The sequence below is a fragment of the Sphingobium sp. B2D3A genome (genome assembly GCF_025961795.1).
Lineage (GTDB): Bacteria > Pseudomonadota > Alphaproteobacteria > Sphingomonadales > Sphingomonadaceae > Sphingobium.
Genome location: NZ_JAOQOI010000001.1, coordinates 887,234 through 903,218, shown reverse-complemented (window position 1 = coordinate 903,218; position 15,985 = coordinate 887,234). Strand labels below are relative to the sequence as shown.

General features: G+C 65.4%; 13 protein-coding genes. 6 read left to right on the top strand and 7 right to left on the bottom strand.

The features are described 5' to 3' along the window. Positions 1 to 210: 210 nt before the first annotated feature. The 7 genes from M2337_RS04225 to M2337_RS04195 form a co-directional block, all read right to left on the bottom strand. Positions 211 to 999: an SDR family oxidoreductase gene (locus M2337_RS04225; RefSeq protein ID WP_264571804.1), complete on the bottom strand. Its 789-nt coding sequence runs from the start codon at positions 997 to 999 to the stop codon at positions 211 to 213. Between the two features lie 178 nt (positions 1,000 to 1,177). Continuing rightward, a complete protein-coding gene (locus tag M2337_RS04220) occupies positions 1,178 to 1,651 on the bottom strand; it encodes a nuclear transport factor 2 family protein (RefSeq protein ID WP_264571803.1) in 474 nt (157 codons plus the stop codon). A 2-nt stretch (positions 1,652 to 1,653) separates the two neighbouring features. Next, positions 1,654 to 2,118, bottom strand: a complete 465-nt coding sequence (locus M2337_RS04215) for a DUF3237 domain-containing protein (protein ID WP_181558391.1) — start codon at positions 2,116 to 2,118, stop codon at positions 1,654 to 1,656. 46 nt (positions 2,119 to 2,164) lie between these two features. Continuing rightward, the gene (locus M2337_RS04210; protein WP_264571802.1) at positions 2,165 to 3,586 is read right to left on the bottom strand and encodes an MFS transporter; all 1,422 of its coding nucleotides are present in this window, start codon (positions 3,584 to 3,586) and stop codon (positions 2,165 to 2,167) included. 129 nt (positions 3,587 to 3,715) lie between these two features. Then, positions 3,716 to 5,947 (bottom strand): PQQ-dependent dehydrogenase, methanol/ethanol family, encoded by a 2,232-nt coding sequence (locus tag M2337_RS04205; RefSeq protein ID WP_264571801.1) that lies wholly within the window; start codon positions 5,945 to 5,947, stop codon positions 3,716 to 3,718. A gap of 3 nt (positions 5,948 to 5,950) precedes the next feature. Beyond that, the gene (locus tag M2337_RS04200) at positions 5,951 to 6,430 is read right to left on the bottom strand and encodes a nuclear transport factor 2 family protein (protein ID WP_181558389.1); all 480 of its coding nucleotides are present in this window, start codon (positions 6,428 to 6,430) and stop codon (positions 5,951 to 5,953) included. A 60-nt stretch (positions 6,431 to 6,490) separates the two neighbouring features. Then, positions 6,491 to 6,967: a nuclear transport factor 2 family protein gene (locus M2337_RS04195; protein WP_264571800.1), complete on the bottom strand. Its 477-nt coding sequence runs from the start codon at positions 6,965 to 6,967 to the stop codon at positions 6,491 to 6,493. Between the two features lie 354 nt (positions 6,968 to 7,321). Here M2337_RS04195 and M2337_RS04190 point away from each other — a divergent pair, with 354 nt between their 5' ends. From M2337_RS04190 to M2337_RS04165, 6 genes are all read left to right on the top strand, one after another. After that, positions 7,322 to 8,983 carry a carboxylesterase/lipase family protein gene (locus M2337_RS04190; protein ID WP_264571799.1) on the top strand — a complete coding sequence of 554 codons (1,662 nt, stop codon included), beginning with the start codon at positions 7,322 to 7,324 and terminating at the stop codon, positions 8,981 to 8,983. Positions 8,984 to 8,999: 16 nt separating this feature from the next. Next, positions 9,000 to 9,488 carry a DUF3237 domain-containing protein gene (locus M2337_RS04185; RefSeq protein WP_264571798.1) on the top strand — a complete coding sequence of 163 codons (489 nt, stop codon included), beginning with the start codon at positions 9,000 to 9,002 and terminating at the stop codon, positions 9,486 to 9,488. 38 nt (positions 9,489 to 9,526) lie between these two features. Next, positions 9,527 to 11,062, top strand: coding sequence for a tannase/feruloyl esterase family alpha/beta hydrolase (locus tag M2337_RS04180; protein WP_264588586.1), 1,536 nt, complete (start codon positions 9,527 to 9,529; stop codon positions 11,060 to 11,062). A 244-nt stretch (positions 11,063 to 11,306) separates the two neighbouring features. After that, a complete protein-coding gene (locus tag M2337_RS04175) occupies positions 11,307 to 13,910 on the top strand; it encodes a TonB-dependent receptor (protein WP_264571796.1) in 2,604 nt (867 codons plus the stop codon). Between the two features lie 88 nt (positions 13,911 to 13,998). After that, complete coding sequence (locus M2337_RS04170) at positions 13,999 to 14,943, top strand: hypothetical protein (RefSeq protein WP_264571795.1); 945 nt, start codon at positions 13,999 to 14,001, stop codon at positions 14,941 to 14,943. A 138-nt stretch (positions 14,944 to 15,081) separates the two neighbouring features. Further along, positions 15,082 to 15,882: an IclR family transcriptional regulator gene (locus tag M2337_RS04165; RefSeq protein WP_181558382.1), complete on the top strand. Its 801-nt coding sequence runs from the start codon at positions 15,082 to 15,084 to the stop codon at positions 15,880 to 15,882. Positions 15,883 to 15,985: the final 103 nt, after the last annotated feature.

The following is a 15,985-nucleotide window of genomic DNA, read 5'->3' as shown; positions in this document are numbered from 1 at the left end:
CGCGCGTCACCCGCTGTGCGGTGGGCGAGCGGACTGATCTATGCCTTAACCCCAATCACGGTTCGGCCTCTCCCCACGCCGTTCGGGCTGAGCTTGTCGAAGCCCCGTTCTTCTACCCTTAAGGCTGAGCAGAGAAGGACAGCCCTTCGACAGGCTCAGGGCGAACGAGGATCATATGTCTCATCATCCGCCCGACCAACCGGCCGTCCTCTAAAAGGTCGAGGTCGTGGCACCGCCATCGATGGTGAGGCTCTGGCCCGTGGTGTAATTCGCAAACTCGCTGCAGAACATCGCCACGAACGCCCCGACATCGTCCGCATTGCCGAAGCGCCCGCTGGCGATCCGCCAGTCCCGCACGAACTCGGCGACCTCATCCTCATAGGTCGTGCCCTTGGCCTTCGCGCGGGCATTGAACTGGTCCTCGACTGTCGCGGTGTGGTGCATGCCCGGCAGCAGGTTGTTGATGACGACATTGTGCTTCGCCACCACCTTGGACACGGCGACGCTGTAGTTCACCAGCGCCGCCCGCGTGCTGCCGGAAAGCGCCCGGATTTCGCCGGGATATTTCGCCGCCACCGTGGCGATATTCACCACCCGGCCCCATCGGCGCTCCACCATGCCATCGAGCACGCGGCGCATGAACTCGATAGGCGAGAGCAGCGAAATCTCGATAGCGCTCTGCCATTGCTCATCGGTAATTGCGCGATAGTCCGGCGTCATCGGCGGCGGGGCGCAGGTGCCGACGAGAATGTCCGGCTCCGGGCAGGCCGCCAGGATGCGCTCGCGCCCCTCGGCGCTGGCATGATCGGCAACGATTGGCACGACCCGCGCGCCGGTCTCGTCGGCAATCTCCTGCGCCGCGCGCATCAGCCGGTCCTCGCCCCGCGCCGAGATGAACACGTCCACGCCCTCGCGGGCCAGCGCCATCGCCGCGCTCTTGCCCATGCCGGCGCTGGCGCCATTGACGATCGCCTTGCGGCCCCTGATGCCCAGATCCATGGCTTGCCTCTCCTGTGTTGTTCGTTCGGCGCCAGCCTAGCGCGCCCGACTAAGTCGCGCCACCGCCCGCTCCCTCCGTCATTCCCGCGAACGCGGGAATCCAGGGGCGCGATGGAAATTCGGCTGGGTTCTAGATTCCCGCGTTCGCGGGAATGACGAACGGAAACGTCGTATCCTCTTATCCCAAAGGCCGCCCACTTGCCGTTTCCGCCGGCATCGCTTGCGTCACGTCCCAATGCTCGACGATCAGCCCTTCCTCGATGCGGAAGATGTTCATGACCGCACTGCCGCCATCCTCCGGCCCCATCCGTCCGATGATCTGCACGGTGGCGTAGTCGCCATCCACCAGCACCCGCCGGACCTGAATCTCCGTGCCCGGCTTGGAGAAGACCGGCTCCAGCCATTTGAGCGCATTTTCGCGGCCATCGGCGATGATCGGGTTGTGCTGGATATAGTCCTCATGGACATATCGCTCAAAGGCCCGGCGGGGATCGCGCTGTTCATAGAGGATCGTCACGAAGTCGATCATCAACGCCCGGTTACGCGCCGTCAGCGCGATATGATCGGCGCTCCCGGCCTGCACCGGATCGACGACCGCGCCCTGCGCGATCGCCCGCTCCACGGGGAACAGCCCTGCAGAGGACTCCGCCATGTTCAGAGCACCGCCCAATAGTTGAACACGGACTTGGTCTTCTGCCGATCCGTCTTGCCGATGAACACGGTCCGGCTGAGCCAGCCATGCGGCCCTTCCGGCGCATCGAACTGCGGGGTCACCCGCATATAATATTCGGAGGGGTCGACCGGCTCATAATTCTGCAGGCGATCCAGCACTTCCTTGGGGCCATGGCGCACGCCGGTGTTGCGCAGCTGGATCAGCGTGCCGTCATCGGCCTCGATCAGGTAACGCGCGTTGAAGTCGCAGGTCTGGTCCGGGCGGATGCTGGGCCAATCGCCGCCGGTGTGGGGCACGATGCGCCCATTGAGGCGCGGACCGGTGATGCGGCCACCGAGCACGCCGACATAGCCGCGCTCCAGCCCGTCCGTGGTCGGGCCGTAACGAAAGCGAGGGCTCAGATCGATCTCGATGGTGAAGACATATTCCAGTTCAGGCGGTTGCATACCGGTTCCTTGCATGTGGGTGTGTGGATGAGGCGGGTGGCGGCGCTCAGGCGAGCGGCGGCGGCTTGGCGTTGACCTTGCCGGAAACGAAATCATCCTCGTCCGTCACCATGCGGACGCCATGGGTCTCGTATCGCAGCATCGAGGTGGCGAGGAAGCCAATGACCGCAAAGGCGGCGAGCGTGAGGAAGCCGGGCGTGATCGCGGCTTCCGTCGCCTGGGGCGAGAGCAGATTGCCGCTGCCGGCTATCAGCGCCAGAATGATGGGTCCGAGCAGCTTTCCGAAGCCGCTGACCATCTGGACGAGGCCGCCGCCCAGCCCGGCGAGGCGGACCGGGAACAGTTCCGTCCCGTAAGGCGAGCTGTTGGAGGCCCCGCCATCGTAGAACAGTGATCCGCACATCAGGCACAGCAGGAACACGGGCACCCCGGCCACGAAATAAGGGTGCAGGAAGGCCGCCGCGCTGATCGTCACCGCCGTTCCGAACAGGCAGATGAGCGCGGAGCGCCAGCGACCGATGAAGTGCGGGGTGACCGTCCACAGCGCCCGGCCGGCGATGCCGGCGATGCTCACGAATACGAAATAGGCAGCCGCCTCGGCCGGCTGGATCTTGAGCAGCATGGTGAGCACCGTTGGCCCCCACAAGGCAACGCCGAAGCCCGCGATGCCGAGTCCCGAACTGGTCGCCACGATCAGCCAGAAGCGACCTGGATACAAGGCGATGTCGCGCAGGCGCGCGCGGCGCACTTCCTTGGGCACGCGCGGCAGCGGGATCTGCTCCTTGGGCAGATCGACATATTTGGCGAGCACATCATGCGCTTCGGTCGCGCGGCCCTGGGAGACCAGCCAGCGGACCGATTCCGGCACCAGGAAGTAGAGTGCGAAGGCGATAACGAGCGGGAAGAAACCGAGCAGGGCGAGGCCGCGCCAGCCGATGGTCGGCAGGAAATTGGCGACCAGCAACGAGGCCAGCAACACCCCGCCGGGCGCGATCAGGCCGCTCGCACTGGCGATCATGGTACGCCAGCGCGTCGGCGCGATCTCGATCAGCAAGGTGATCTGCGTGCCGCCATAGCCCACGCCGACGATGAAGCGCAGGAACGCGAACAGCATCCAGCTCCCGTCCGGCACGAAGGCCGCGCAGCCGGCCGCCAACGAATAGAGCACGATGCCGGAAATCAGCGCCGGCTTGCGCCCGTAACGATCCGCGAACCAGGCGAAGGGCAGCGCGCCCACCAATTGGCCCACGCCCGCCGAGAGCAGCACGATAGAGACCTGGCCGAAGGTGAGGTTCCATTCCGGCCCGATGACGCTGACCAGAAAGCCGATGATGTAGAAATCGAAAAACTCGAACAGGCCCTGCGTCATCAACAGGACGACGAGCAGCCAGTAGCGCGGCTTGAGCCGGGCCGATTCGAAAATGTCGATGCCATCCTGCTCGGGCATGGCCGTCGCTGCGGCAGTCATACGCGACCACCCGCTTCCGAGGCTGGGCAGACAAGGATGCTCATCCTCAGGGCGCGCCTCTCCACATCTCTCGAGAGCGACATCAATCCAGACAGTGAGAATAGGTTATCCATCTCGCTCATGCTCTCATCAGTTGGCCGTGGTGATGCGGGAGTAGACCGGCGTTTCCTGTGGCGCTCCGGCCTGCTGCCGGGCGTATGCCTTGCTCTGCAGATCGATCAGATGGGCATGGATCGCCTGCACGTCGGCGCGCGTCAGCAGATCGTCCCAGCGCGGCATTCCGTTGGGCAGCAGCAGCCCTTCCAGCACGATCTGCTCGAACGCCTGATGCGCGCCCTCGCTCATGCGGGTCAGGCTCGGCAGCGGTGCGCGCGGCATGTTGGAATGGCAGATCGAACAGTTTTTCGAGAAGAGCACCCGCCCCTTCGCCAACCGATCGGCATCGGTACCGGAGATCTGCACGGGCGGGGCCGGGATCGGCCCCTCCGGCGGGACGTCCGGCGGGATCGGCACTGGTCCGCCATCCAGCCGAAAGACCAGGATGCGATTGGCGTTCCCTTTGGCATAGGCGGCGGAATAATCGGGGACCAAGCCCCAGCCGCCCCCGCCCCAGCCGGTCTGCACCGCGATATATTGCATGCCCCTCACCCGGTAGGTCATCGGCGCGGCGAGGATCGAGCGGCCGGTGTCGATCGTGCGCACCACCTTGCCGGTATCGGAATCCAGGATGACCAACTTGCCCGACAGCGTGCCGAAGATGGTGAGGCCGCTCTGCGTCGTGAGTACGCCACTGCGGTCCTGCCAGCCGTCCTCGCGCGGATAGCTCCAGATCGTCCTGCCGGTCACCGGATCGACGGCGCGCACATCGGCCGCCCAGGGCTTGTCCTTCACCCATTGCCATTGCGGCAGATCGGTGATGGTCTTCTGCATATCCTTGGGCAGACCCGGAAGCGCGGCCTCCAGAAAGGGCGTGAAGATCGATTCCGTGCCCGCGTTCAGGGCCAGCTTGCGCCGCGGCATCGTCAGATTGGCGGGCGGCACCATGATGAGATTGCCCATGTCGAGAAAATGGGCGACGTACATCTTGCGCTGCGGATCATAAGCCGCGCCATACCAGTTGCGCGCACCGGGCGGAGCCGGGAAGACCAGCTTGGGGCCGGCGTTGATGTCCGAATATTCGGGCGTCGCGATCGGCTTGCCGGTCTTGAGGTCCCAGCCCGAGGCCCAGCTTGTGCGCACCATCCTGTGCACAGCGAGCGGCTTGCCCGTCTCCCGGTCCAGCATGAAGAAAAAGCCGTTCTTGGGCGTGTGCAGCAGCACGGGGCGCTCGGCGCCGTTCACGGCCATGCGCGTCAGGATCATCGGCTGGACGGAGGTGAAATCCCAGTTGTCGCCCGGCGTTTCCTGAAAATGCCATTTCATCGCACCCGTCCTGCGGTCGAGCGCGACCAGCGAACTCAGGTAGAGATTATCCCCGCCGCCCGGCGAACGGATCGCCTGCGCATAAGGCCCGCCATTGCCGACGCCGATGATGACCTGATCGAATTCGGGATCGTAGGTAATCGCATCCCAGGCCGTGCCGCCGCCGCCGATATCCCAGCGGCTTTTCGGATTCCAGGTCTTGAGCGCCGCCTCCAGCGCCTTGCTTTCCTGCGGCCCCAGCGCGGGATCGCGCGGTATGGTGTAGAAGCGCCAGGCCTCCTTGCCGGTGCGGATGTCGAACGCGATGACATAGCCGCGCGTGTCATATTCCGCGCCGGCATTGCCGATGATGACGAGGTCGCCCGCCACTTCCGGCGCGCCCGTGCTGGTATAGGCCCGATTGCGATCGAGAAAACTGTCGGCCTTCCAGACGACCGCGCCGGTCTTCTGGTCGAGCGCATAGAGCCATCCGTCGAGCGCGGCGACGAACACTTTCCCGTCCGCCACGGCCACGCCGCGATTGGCCTGATCGCAACAGGCGTAGCGATTGACCTGCATGTCGACCTCGGGCGAGAAGGCCCAGAGTTGGCGGCCCGTTGCCGCGTCCAGCGCATAGGCCCGGCCGAGATTGCCAGACGTATACATCACCCCGTCGATGACGACCGGCGTCGCTTCCTGCACGCGGGTGGTGCCGAGATCATAATCCCAGGCGAGGCCGAGCCTACCCACATTGGTCTTGTCGATGTCGGTGAGGCGGGAGTAGCGGCTTTCCGCCCAGTCCCCGCCCGGATTGTCCCAATCGTCGCCCGCACCGAACGGAGGCGGTCCCGCCATGCTGCCGGGCGGCGCGTTCGAGCAGGCCGCCAGCAGGGCAAGGCCCAGCATGGCGCCAAGCAGGCTCGACACACCGGATGGCGGCACGGCAGGACGCCCGGACACTGCTCAACCCATCTGCGTGACGGGGTTCACATATTCGGCGGCGCGGTCCTCCATGCACTCGTTCCAGATCTTGCGGAAGGTGAAGAGCCATTTGCCATCGACGCGGCGCAACTCGTCTTCATAATGGCCGTAGCCGCCGACATAGGGCGTGCGCAGGCGGGTATCGTTGTCGATTTCGAACCAGAAGGAGCGGCTCCAGGCCTTGTCGCCCTCCACTTTCACGGTGATGTTGGTGATGAAGTGGCGCAGCCGCGGCGGGCGAGTCGGCTCCTCGCCCTTGCCGCGCCCCGAGAAGTAGGTGCGCATGCCCTTGCATTCCTCACGGATTGCCTCGCGCCCTCGCACGATGCCACCGGCCCAATCCAGTACGCCTTCCTCGGCGAAGGTGCCGGCGTAGCCATCCGGGTCCTGCCAATCGAGCGCGAACAGATAGCGCGCCTGCAGATCCTCGATTTCCGCGCGGTCGTCAGCGAAACTGGCCATGAACGTTCCTCTCCTCAGGTCTCAAATCTTGTCTTGGGCGCCCGAACTGGGGGTCAGCGCCTAGCGCCGCCAGGGTGTCAGCGCCTTGCGGGTATCGTCCCAATGCTCGACCACCTTGCCATCGGCGATGCGGAACATGTCGAAGGCTTCGCCGGAGTAGGTCTCGCCGGGATTGTGCGGATCGGGCTGCGGCTGGGTCCAGATCACCACCACATAGTCGCCCTGCGCGATGGCCTTCTTCAGCGTCTTCTTGCCGGGCGGGATCATCGCGGGCGGGGGATTGCGGATCAGCGAGATCAGCTCCAGCACCCCCTCGCGGCCCTGCCGCACATTGGGATTATGCTGAATGTAACCCTCATCGATATATTTCATCACCGCATCGGGATCGGCGCGATTGATGACGCCGTCCCACATCGCCAGCACCATCTCGATATTGGCCTGCTCGCGCCTGCGCTCGTGATTGATCCCGAGCCACCAGCTGATCGCGGCGGTCACGCCCACCAGCAGGAGGGCACCCAGCACTAGCGATATCTTCATCCTCTCACCTCTCCCCGACCCATGATCGTCCGATCCGGTGTCGCCAGCCGTCGCACACGCGCCGGACCGAATCGCACCCTCTCCGCGCGGCCCCCTGGTTCAGACCTCTGGCCCGACTCGGCGATCCGCATTTCCCCGCTCAACCGCTCCGCAACGAAATGGGAAACGGCAATTTTTTCTCATTGAACGGAACAAGCTTGCACTGAATGAACAAATTTGCAAGTTTCATCTCACGATTGCTAGACGATTCAGGAAAGAGTCGCGGCAGGAGCTTGGTTCACAGGAGAGGACAATGCTGCATCCCGGCTGCATCCGCGTGTCTCAGCGCGCCTTTCGATCACGGAAGGCGATGCGATGAGCGATCCGTGCTCCACCGCGCGCACAGGCGGCGCGTCACAGCGGCCACACATGGCCTTCTCGCGGCGCGGCCTGCTCGGCGCTGGCGTCGGATTGATCGCCGCGCCCTCGCTCGCCGCCATCGGCACCGTCGGTGAGCGGCCCATTGTTTCGACATCGGCCGGCAAGGTGCAGGGCATCACCGAGGGCGCGGTTTATGCGTTCAAGGGAATTCCCTATGGCGAGCCGACGGGGGGCGCCGCACGTTTCCTCCCGCCTGTCCCACGCAAGCCCTGGAGCGATGTGCGCGACGCCTCGCGCTACGGGCCGCGCTGCCCGCAGCATGGCTTTCTCGGCGGTCCCGACACGCCCACGCATTCCGAAGACTGCCTCGTCGCCAATGTCTGGACCGGCTCGCTGACCGGCAGCAAGCCGGTGATGGTCTGGGTCCATGGCGGCGGCTGGGAAGTCGGTGGCTCGGACGATCCCGTCAGCAATGGCGCCTGGCTGGCGCGCAATCATGACGTCGTGATGGTCTCGATCAACCACCGCCTCAACGTCCATGGCTATCTCAATCTCTCGGAAGCGGGTGATGAGCGCTATGCGCTCTCCGGCAATGCCGGCGCGCTCGACATTGCGCTGGCCCTCGCCTGGGTGCGCGAGAATATTGGCCAGTTCGGTGGCGATGCCGACCGGGTAATGATCTTCGGCCATTCGGGCGGCGGCCGCAAAATCAATGCGATGATGACGATGCCGTCGGCCTCGGGCCTGTTCCACCGCGCCATCTCGCAAAGCGGCCCCGGGATCCGGCTCGACTCGCGAGAAATCTCGCTCGACCGCGCCGACCGCCTGTTGCACAAGCTGGGCATCCGCAAGGGCGGGCTGCGCCGGCTGGCGGACGTGCCGACCCGCACGCTGACCGCCACCGGCATCGAGGTGCGTAACGAGACCGGCCAGTTCCGTCCCTTCGTGGACGGGCTGAGCGTGGTCCAGCACCCGTTCCTGCCGCACGCGCCGCTGCTCAGCGCCGACGTGCCGATGATGCTCGGCACCACGATCGAGGAAACGACGATATTCCTCGGCCATGTGCCTTCCTACGACACGATGAGCGATGCGCGGGTGCTGGAGGAATCGCTGCGGTTCTTCCCGTCTGGCGAGGCGCCCAAGGCCATCGAGACCTGGCGGGGCATGTTCCCAGACCATAGCAACACCCGGCTGTTCGCACGGCTGACCACCGACCGGTCCTATCTGCTCGACGCGACGATCCAGGCCGAAAGCAAGGCCGCGCTCGGGCGGGCACCGGCCTATCTCTATCTGGTCGACTGGCCGACTGACATTGGCAGTCTGCACGGGGTGTCGCCCCATGGCATTGAGCTGGCCTTCACCTTCGGCAATATCGAGGCACATTCCGGCGTCGGCACGGTGACGCCCGAAGCCGATGCCCTGCGTGCCGCCATGTCCGGCGCATGGACGTCCTTCGCCCGGACCGGCCGGCCGGACAATCCGCACATGCCGGTGTGGCTGCCCTACGAAACCTCGCTGCGGGCCACGATGCGCTTCGGCAAGACCGTTCGGCTCGAATCCGATCCGCTGGCCGCGCAGCGCAGCTACATGGCGCGCTTCGGCTCCGAGCAGCTCGGCGAACGCGAACCGCGCCCGCCCGGGCCTTGGATACGCTGATGAGGAGGGGCCGCTAATGAGTAGATCGCTAACGCCCGAGCGCCAGCCGCCCGCGCTCGATTTCGCCTTCGAGATCGAGATCGAGCTGACCAAGCGCTATCGCTACGGCCCCACCTTCTGGGGTGCCGAGCGCGGCTTTGTGGGCGTGGAAAGCGGCATCGTACGCGGCCCGCGCCTGAATGGGATCGTCGTCCCGCACAGCGGCGGCGACTGGCCGACCATCCGCACCGACCACACCGTCAAGTTCGAGGCGCGCTATCTGATCCAGGCGGATGACGGCACGATCATCGAGCTGCAGAACCGCGGCGTGCGGCATGGCAACAAGGATGTGCTGGCCCGGCTCCAGAATTACGAGGCCGTCGACCCGGCGGACTATTATGCCGGCGCCAGCCCGGTGTTCGATGCGCCGGAAGGCCCGCATGACTGGCTCTGCCGCACGATGTTCGTGGGCAAGATCGATCGCCGCGCCGACCGCGCGGTGTTCTCCTACTGGGCGGTGCTGTGATCGCGGCGCGATCCCTCACAGCTTTCAAGACCCTCGCTTTGGCGGGCCTGCTCGGCAGCGCCTCCGTTGCGCTCGCCGCCAATGGAACGCCGGCCTTTGCCGATCGCTGCGCAGCGGCCCGCGCCCTCCTGCCCGCCAACGTGACGCTCACCACACTCGAAACGGTGGCGCCCGCTTCGCACTGGCAGAGTCCCACCTCGCCGACATCGCCGAAAGGCGAAGCGGTGCGAGCGGACTTCTGCCGATTGGCCGGCATGATCGACGGCGACATCGGCTTCGAGCTCTGGCTTCCCCGCGACTGGAATCGGCGCTTCCTCGGCACCGGCGTCGGCGGCGAGGCCGGCTATTATAATTATGCCGATATGGCGCGCGGCGTGGAGCAGGGCTTTGCCGCTGCCTCCAGCGATACCGGCCATCGCCAGGGCGAGCGCTGGATCGACGATGCCCGCAAATCGGAAACCTATGCCCATATCGCCTATCACCGGCTGACACAGGTCTCCAAGGCGATCATCGATGGCTTTTACGGCGCGCCGGCCGCGCACGCCTATTTTCTCGGCTGCTCCGGCGGGGGACGGCAGGGCCTGCGCGAGCTACAGCTCTACCCCGGCGATTATGACGGCGCGCTCATCGGCGCGCCGGGTCTGGACGTGCCCCTGCTCGCCGCCCGGCTGCTGCATGTGCATCTGGCCCAGACGCAGAACGACGGCGTCGCGATCAGCGCGGCGGACTGGGATCTGGTCTCCCGCCGCGCCATTGCGCGCTGCGATAGGGATGACGGGGCGGTCGATGGCATCATCGACGATCCGCGCAGCTGCGCTTTCCGCGTCGAGGAGCTCGCCTGCAAGCCAGGCCAATCCAAAGACTGCCTTGCGCCCGCCGCCGTCAAAACCATCGCGAACATCGTTGCCCCGCTCACCGACAACAGTGGCAAGACCCATGATTTCGGTCTGCTGCCCGGCATCACGGCCCGCCCCGGCGGCCTGCCACCGCTGCCTGTCCAGATGTTCGGCCATGCGCGTCACAGTGCAGGCCGGGGCGACGCCGGCTGGGACCCGGCAAGCTTCGATCTCGCCGCCGATCTCGCGGCCGCCCGCAAAAGCTTTGCAACCATGGATGCCCGCAGCGCCGACATGCGGACCTTCGCGGCGCGCGGGGGCAAGCTGATCCTCTATCATGGCTGGGCCGATGCATCCGTGCAGCCACTCTCCACGCTCGATCTCTTCGCGCGCATGGGCGCAGAGGCGGAGCAGGACCGCGACGCCTTCGCCCGGCTCTACATGGTCCCGGGCATGCAGCACTGCCGGGGCGGGGCCGGCACCGACCGCTTCGGCGGATCGGAAGACCGCAGCGCGACCGGCAAGCCGGAGAGCGATCTGCTCGCGGCGCTGGTGGCATGGGTGGAGCAGGGCACCGCGCCCGGCGCGATCTTCGCCCGGCATGCGGACGCGAACGGGACCGTGACGGCGGTCCGCCCGCTCTGCGCATGGCCCGCACAAGCCTCACGGCCCAAGGCCTCCGACGCCGGTCCAGCCGCCGATCTGCGCTGCGACAGCCATGCGCGGGGAGGCACGTAACGACACTCGCGACACCCTATGGATCGTCGCCTGAGCGACTCTGCCGGAGAGTGCGCGCCAGACACTGAAGAAGGAGGGGAAGAAGGGGGAGCAAGGCCCGATCCGGTTCACGCAATCGCGCAAACACAAGCACGAAGCCAGACCGCAGCGACCGGGCCAGGCCAGTTTTCAGACGACGTAAAATGACAAAATTCTGAGTCCAGACAGCCGATTTTTTCAAAATTCGAGTTGAGGGAGAGAGCCAATGATTTCCGAGTTTCTGAAAGGACGCGCGCGTGGCCATGTCCGCCTCGGTGGCATATCACGCATTACCCTAGCCGCCGCATTGTGCGTGCCCGCCAGCCTGTTCGCCAACGCGGCCGCCGCACAGACGGATGCCGCCCCGCAAGAGGGCGGCAAGACGGAAGACATCATCGTCACCGCCCAGTTCCGCTCGCAGAACGTGCAGTCGACGCCGATCGCCATCACCGCGCTGAGCGCGCAGCAGCTTGAGGCACGCGGCCAGACCAGCATCACCGAGATCGCCACCAAGGCGCCGAACGTGAACCTGCGCGAGAGCAATCCGCAGGGCCCGTCGCTGCAGGCCCATATTCGCGGCATCGGCCAGGCCGACTTCAGCCTCGCCTTCGAGCCGGGCGTGGGCGTGTATGTGAATGACGTCTATTATTCGACGCTCACCGGATCGGTGCTCGATCTGCTCGATCTGGAGCGGGTCGAAGTGCTGCGCGGGCCGCAGGGCACACTGGCGGGCATGAACTCCATCGGTGGCGCCATCAAGCTCTACACCAAGAAGCCCGATGGCAATGACGGCGGCTTCGTGGAAGCGACCGTTGGCAGCCTCAATCGCGTGGACGTGCGCGCTGCCGCCAACTTCACCATCGTGCCGGATCGCCTGTTCGCCCGCATCTCGGGCGTGTCGCGCAATCAGGATGGTTATGTGAAGGTCTATGACTTCGCCTGTACCCATCCGCAACTGGACGCGGTCTACAACATTCCCTCGCAAGCCGATGGCCGCAAGTGCCAGCTCGGCACGGAGGGTGGCAAATCCTATGTCGCGGCGCGCGGCTCGCTGCGCTGGGTGCCGACCGAGGATCTGGAGATCAACATCAGTGGCGATATTACCCGCGACGATTCGGAGGCCGCGCCGCAGACGCTGATCTTTGTCGGCACTGCCAACGCGACAAGCTACACGCCGGGCACGACGGGGCTGAACCTCAGCCGCAACTATCCCATGTATTCCACGGCCCCCACAAACGGCCTCAACCTGTGGAATCCCACGACCGGCACCTCGCCGTTCGTGCCCTATTCGCCCTGGGGCGTCGCGGGGGACAGCTTCACCAAGAGCCCCTACGTCAATTACTCCACCTACTGCGATGCGCAGCCGGTGGATGGCTCCGCGCCCTATTGCTTCAAGTCGCAGAGCCGCGTGAATGGCTGGGGCGTCAGCGGCAACATCGATTACAGCTTCTCTGACAATCTCAAGCTGACCTCGATCACCGCCTATCGCAGCTTCACGGCCAACTGGGTGCAGGATTTCGATGCCACACCGCTCAGCAACGCGCTGATCGATTATGAAGCGACCAACTGGCAGTTCAGCCAGGAACTACGCCTTGCCTCCAGCCTGTTCGACAACAAGGTCGATCTGGTCGTGGGCGGCTTCTACATCAATCGCTTCGGCACTTATCGCGGCACGATCAACCAGGGCCTGCTGATCTTCACCGAATATGACGAAATCCCCGCCACCAACTGGGCGGCCTTCGCCAATGCCTCCTGGCGGATCACCGACAAGCTCGAGCTGAACGGCGGCATCCGCTATTCCGAGGAGGAAAAGACGTTCCGCTTCTTCCGGGGCGGTCGTCCCGGCGTGCAGGCCGGCAACCCGGCGCCCTATTTCCCCTGCACGGTCAATGGCGTGAACTATGGCGTCGTCCACGTTGCGTTCTGCGGACTGAATGGCGCTGAGGGCGATTACAAGGGCAACAATGTCGATTGGCGCGCTGTGCTGCAATATCAGTGGACGCCGGACATCATGACCTATGCAAGCGTCGCCACCGGCTTCAAGGGTGGCGGCATCAATCCCCGTCCTTATACACCGGCGCAGGCGGTTCCGTTCGATCCCGAAAACCTCAAGGCGTATGAAATCGGCTTCAAGTCGCGGTTCTTCGATCGGCGCGCGCAGCTGAACGTCTCGGCATTCGTCAACAAATATTCGGACTTCATCGCGAGCGTCTTCTCCCGCGTGACGACCGCGCCGAATGCGGGCTGCCCGATTTCGCCCAACGACCTGACCTGCTCCTACTTCGTCAACGCGGGCAAGGCGACGCTCAAGGGTCTGGAAGCCGAACTGTCGCTCGAGCCGGTCGACAATCTGCTCATCGATGCATCGGCGGCACTGCTGGACTTCAAATATGACCAACTGTCGGGCTGCTCGCCGGCCCTCACGCCGACGACCTGCACGGCACCGTCGGGCGGCCTGGGCGCCGGCCTGCGGTACGGCATGACGCTGCCCTATGCGCCCAAGCGGCAGATCAGCGTCGGCGCGCAATATAAGTTCGATCTCGGTTCCACCGGTTCGATCACGCCGCGCCTCGACTGGAGCTGGCGCTCACGGCAGCAGACCCTGACGGTGCAGAACAACGTGCTGTCCTATCTGCCCTCCTACGGTCTGCTCAACGGCCGCATCGCCTGGAACTCGGCTGATGACGACTGGCAGCTTGCCCTGCAGGTGACCAACATCACCAACAAGCTGTACTGGACCGGCATCGGCCCCAACAACAACTCGGGCACCGTGGCGGCCAACCCCGGCATGCCGCGCGAGTGGTCGCTGTCGCTCAAGCGCACCTTCTGACGAACCGGCAGGCGGCGGCGGGATGGCCATCACCCTGCCGCCGCCTCGGCCATTTCTCAAATCCCCCGATGAAGCCGGAGAGGCAGCAATGTTGAACAGCAGCAGCAAAGCCCTGATATCCCTCGCGCTCGGTGCGGCGCTGGCCACGGCGGCCCCGGCCACCACCTCCACCAGCAGCGGCTCCGGCCCCTATCGGGTAACGATGACCGACGAGATCGACGGCCTCGATCACCACACCGTCTACCAGCCGGCCAATCTCACCGCGCTCAGGGACAAGAAGCTGCCTATCTTCATCTGGGCGAATGGCGGCTGCGCGGACAAGGGCAATGCCTATCGCTACATGCTCGATCACATTGCCGCGCATGGCTATCTCGTCGTGGCGCTGGGCAAGATCGGTCCCAAGGGCGAGGAGAATAATTTCGGGCGCTGGCCGCGCGAATTCGGCATGCCCGAGACGCCGCCGCCGCTCGATGGCCCCACCGGCACGCTGCCGGACGAGATGAAGGCGGCGATCGACTGGGCAGTGGCGCAGAACAGCAAGGAGGGCAGCCCGCTCAAGGGCCGGCTCGATACCAGCAAGATCGGCGTTTCCGGCCATAGTTGCGGCACGCTGCAGGCGCTGGCGATGTCTTCCACCGATCCGCGCGTCACCACCACGCTGATGCTCAACGGCGGCGTGTGGAACATCGGCACCGGCGGCCTGCCCGGCGCGCCCGAGATCACCAAGAAATCCCTCGAGACGATCCACGGCACCATTGCCTATATTCATGGCGAGAAGGACAGCGCCCTGCCCAACGGCACGGACGACTTCTCGCGCATCAGCGGCATCCCGGCGATGCTCGCGGTGCGCAAGGATGTCGCTCATTCCGGCACCTTCCTGCTCAAAAATGGCGGGGCTTACGGCACGGTGGCGCTGGCCTGGCTGGACTGGCAGCTCAAGGGCGACCCGCGCGCCGCGCGCTGGTTCGTCGGCGCGGACTGCACGCTCTGCACCGATCCGCGCTGGGCGGTCCAACGCAAGAACTTCCCCTGAAGCCGCGCCGCAAATTGGCATTGCGCGCGACCGGGGTCCGGTGATTGCGAATTTACCGCCCACTCCCTAAGAGCCTTCGAAGCTGGGCTGCGCGGAGCGGGCGGGAAACGGCCGGCGCGGCGAGAAGGATGCGTGGTAATGGCAAAGGCCAGTGAAGCTCCCGAAATGACCGGCGCGATCGAGCGCGCGCTGCGGGCGCTCAAGTCGGTCGCCGAACATGGCGAGTTCACCCCGCGCGATCTCGCCGAGGATGTCGGCATCCCGACCAGCACCGCCTATCGCCTGCTCCAGTCTCTCGGCGCGATGAACTTTGTCGAGAAGTCGAGCCATGGCAGCTATCGCGTCGGCCGCGAGCTGGTGCGCCTCTCCTCCATGGTCGCCGCGCAATTCGATTATGGCGCCATTGCAAGGCCGTTCCTCGCCGACCTGTCGGATGCGTTTCAGGAGACCTGTGCCTTCGCGCTCTATTTGCCGAACGAGCATAGCTGTTCGATCATCGAGACAATCAACGCGCTCCACCCGCTCCAATATGTCGTGGAGACCTACAAGACCCGCGCGCTCGTCTGGGGCGCGCTCGGCCGCGCCATGCTGCCCTGGCTGGACGAGGCCGATGTGCGCATCGCGATCGAGCGGCAAGGGCCGCCGCTGGAGGCGGGCACGCCGCCGATGACCTACGAGCTGCTGCAGACCGAGAATGAGCGGGTACGCAAGCAGGGCTGTTTCGTGGCGACCAGCCCCAGCGCGCTCGGTACCAATGGCACGGCGGCGCCGGTATTCAATGCGCGCGGCCAGATCTTCGGCAGCCTTGGCGTCGCCATTCCCGCCGTGCGCTACGATGCCGAGATGCAGCCCAGCTTGAGCGCGGCCGTGATCAAGGCCGCGCGCGGCATGAGCGCGGCGCTCGGCCATGGCGGAAGCCGACAGCGCAAGAGCCTCTGACCGATAGGGACATGGCCGAGAGGCCTCGCCGCGGGGTAGGGTGTGGTCCGCGCGATCACGGCATCGCCGGCCTCGCTGTCCCCCCGCCCCCATCTCAGCAGAC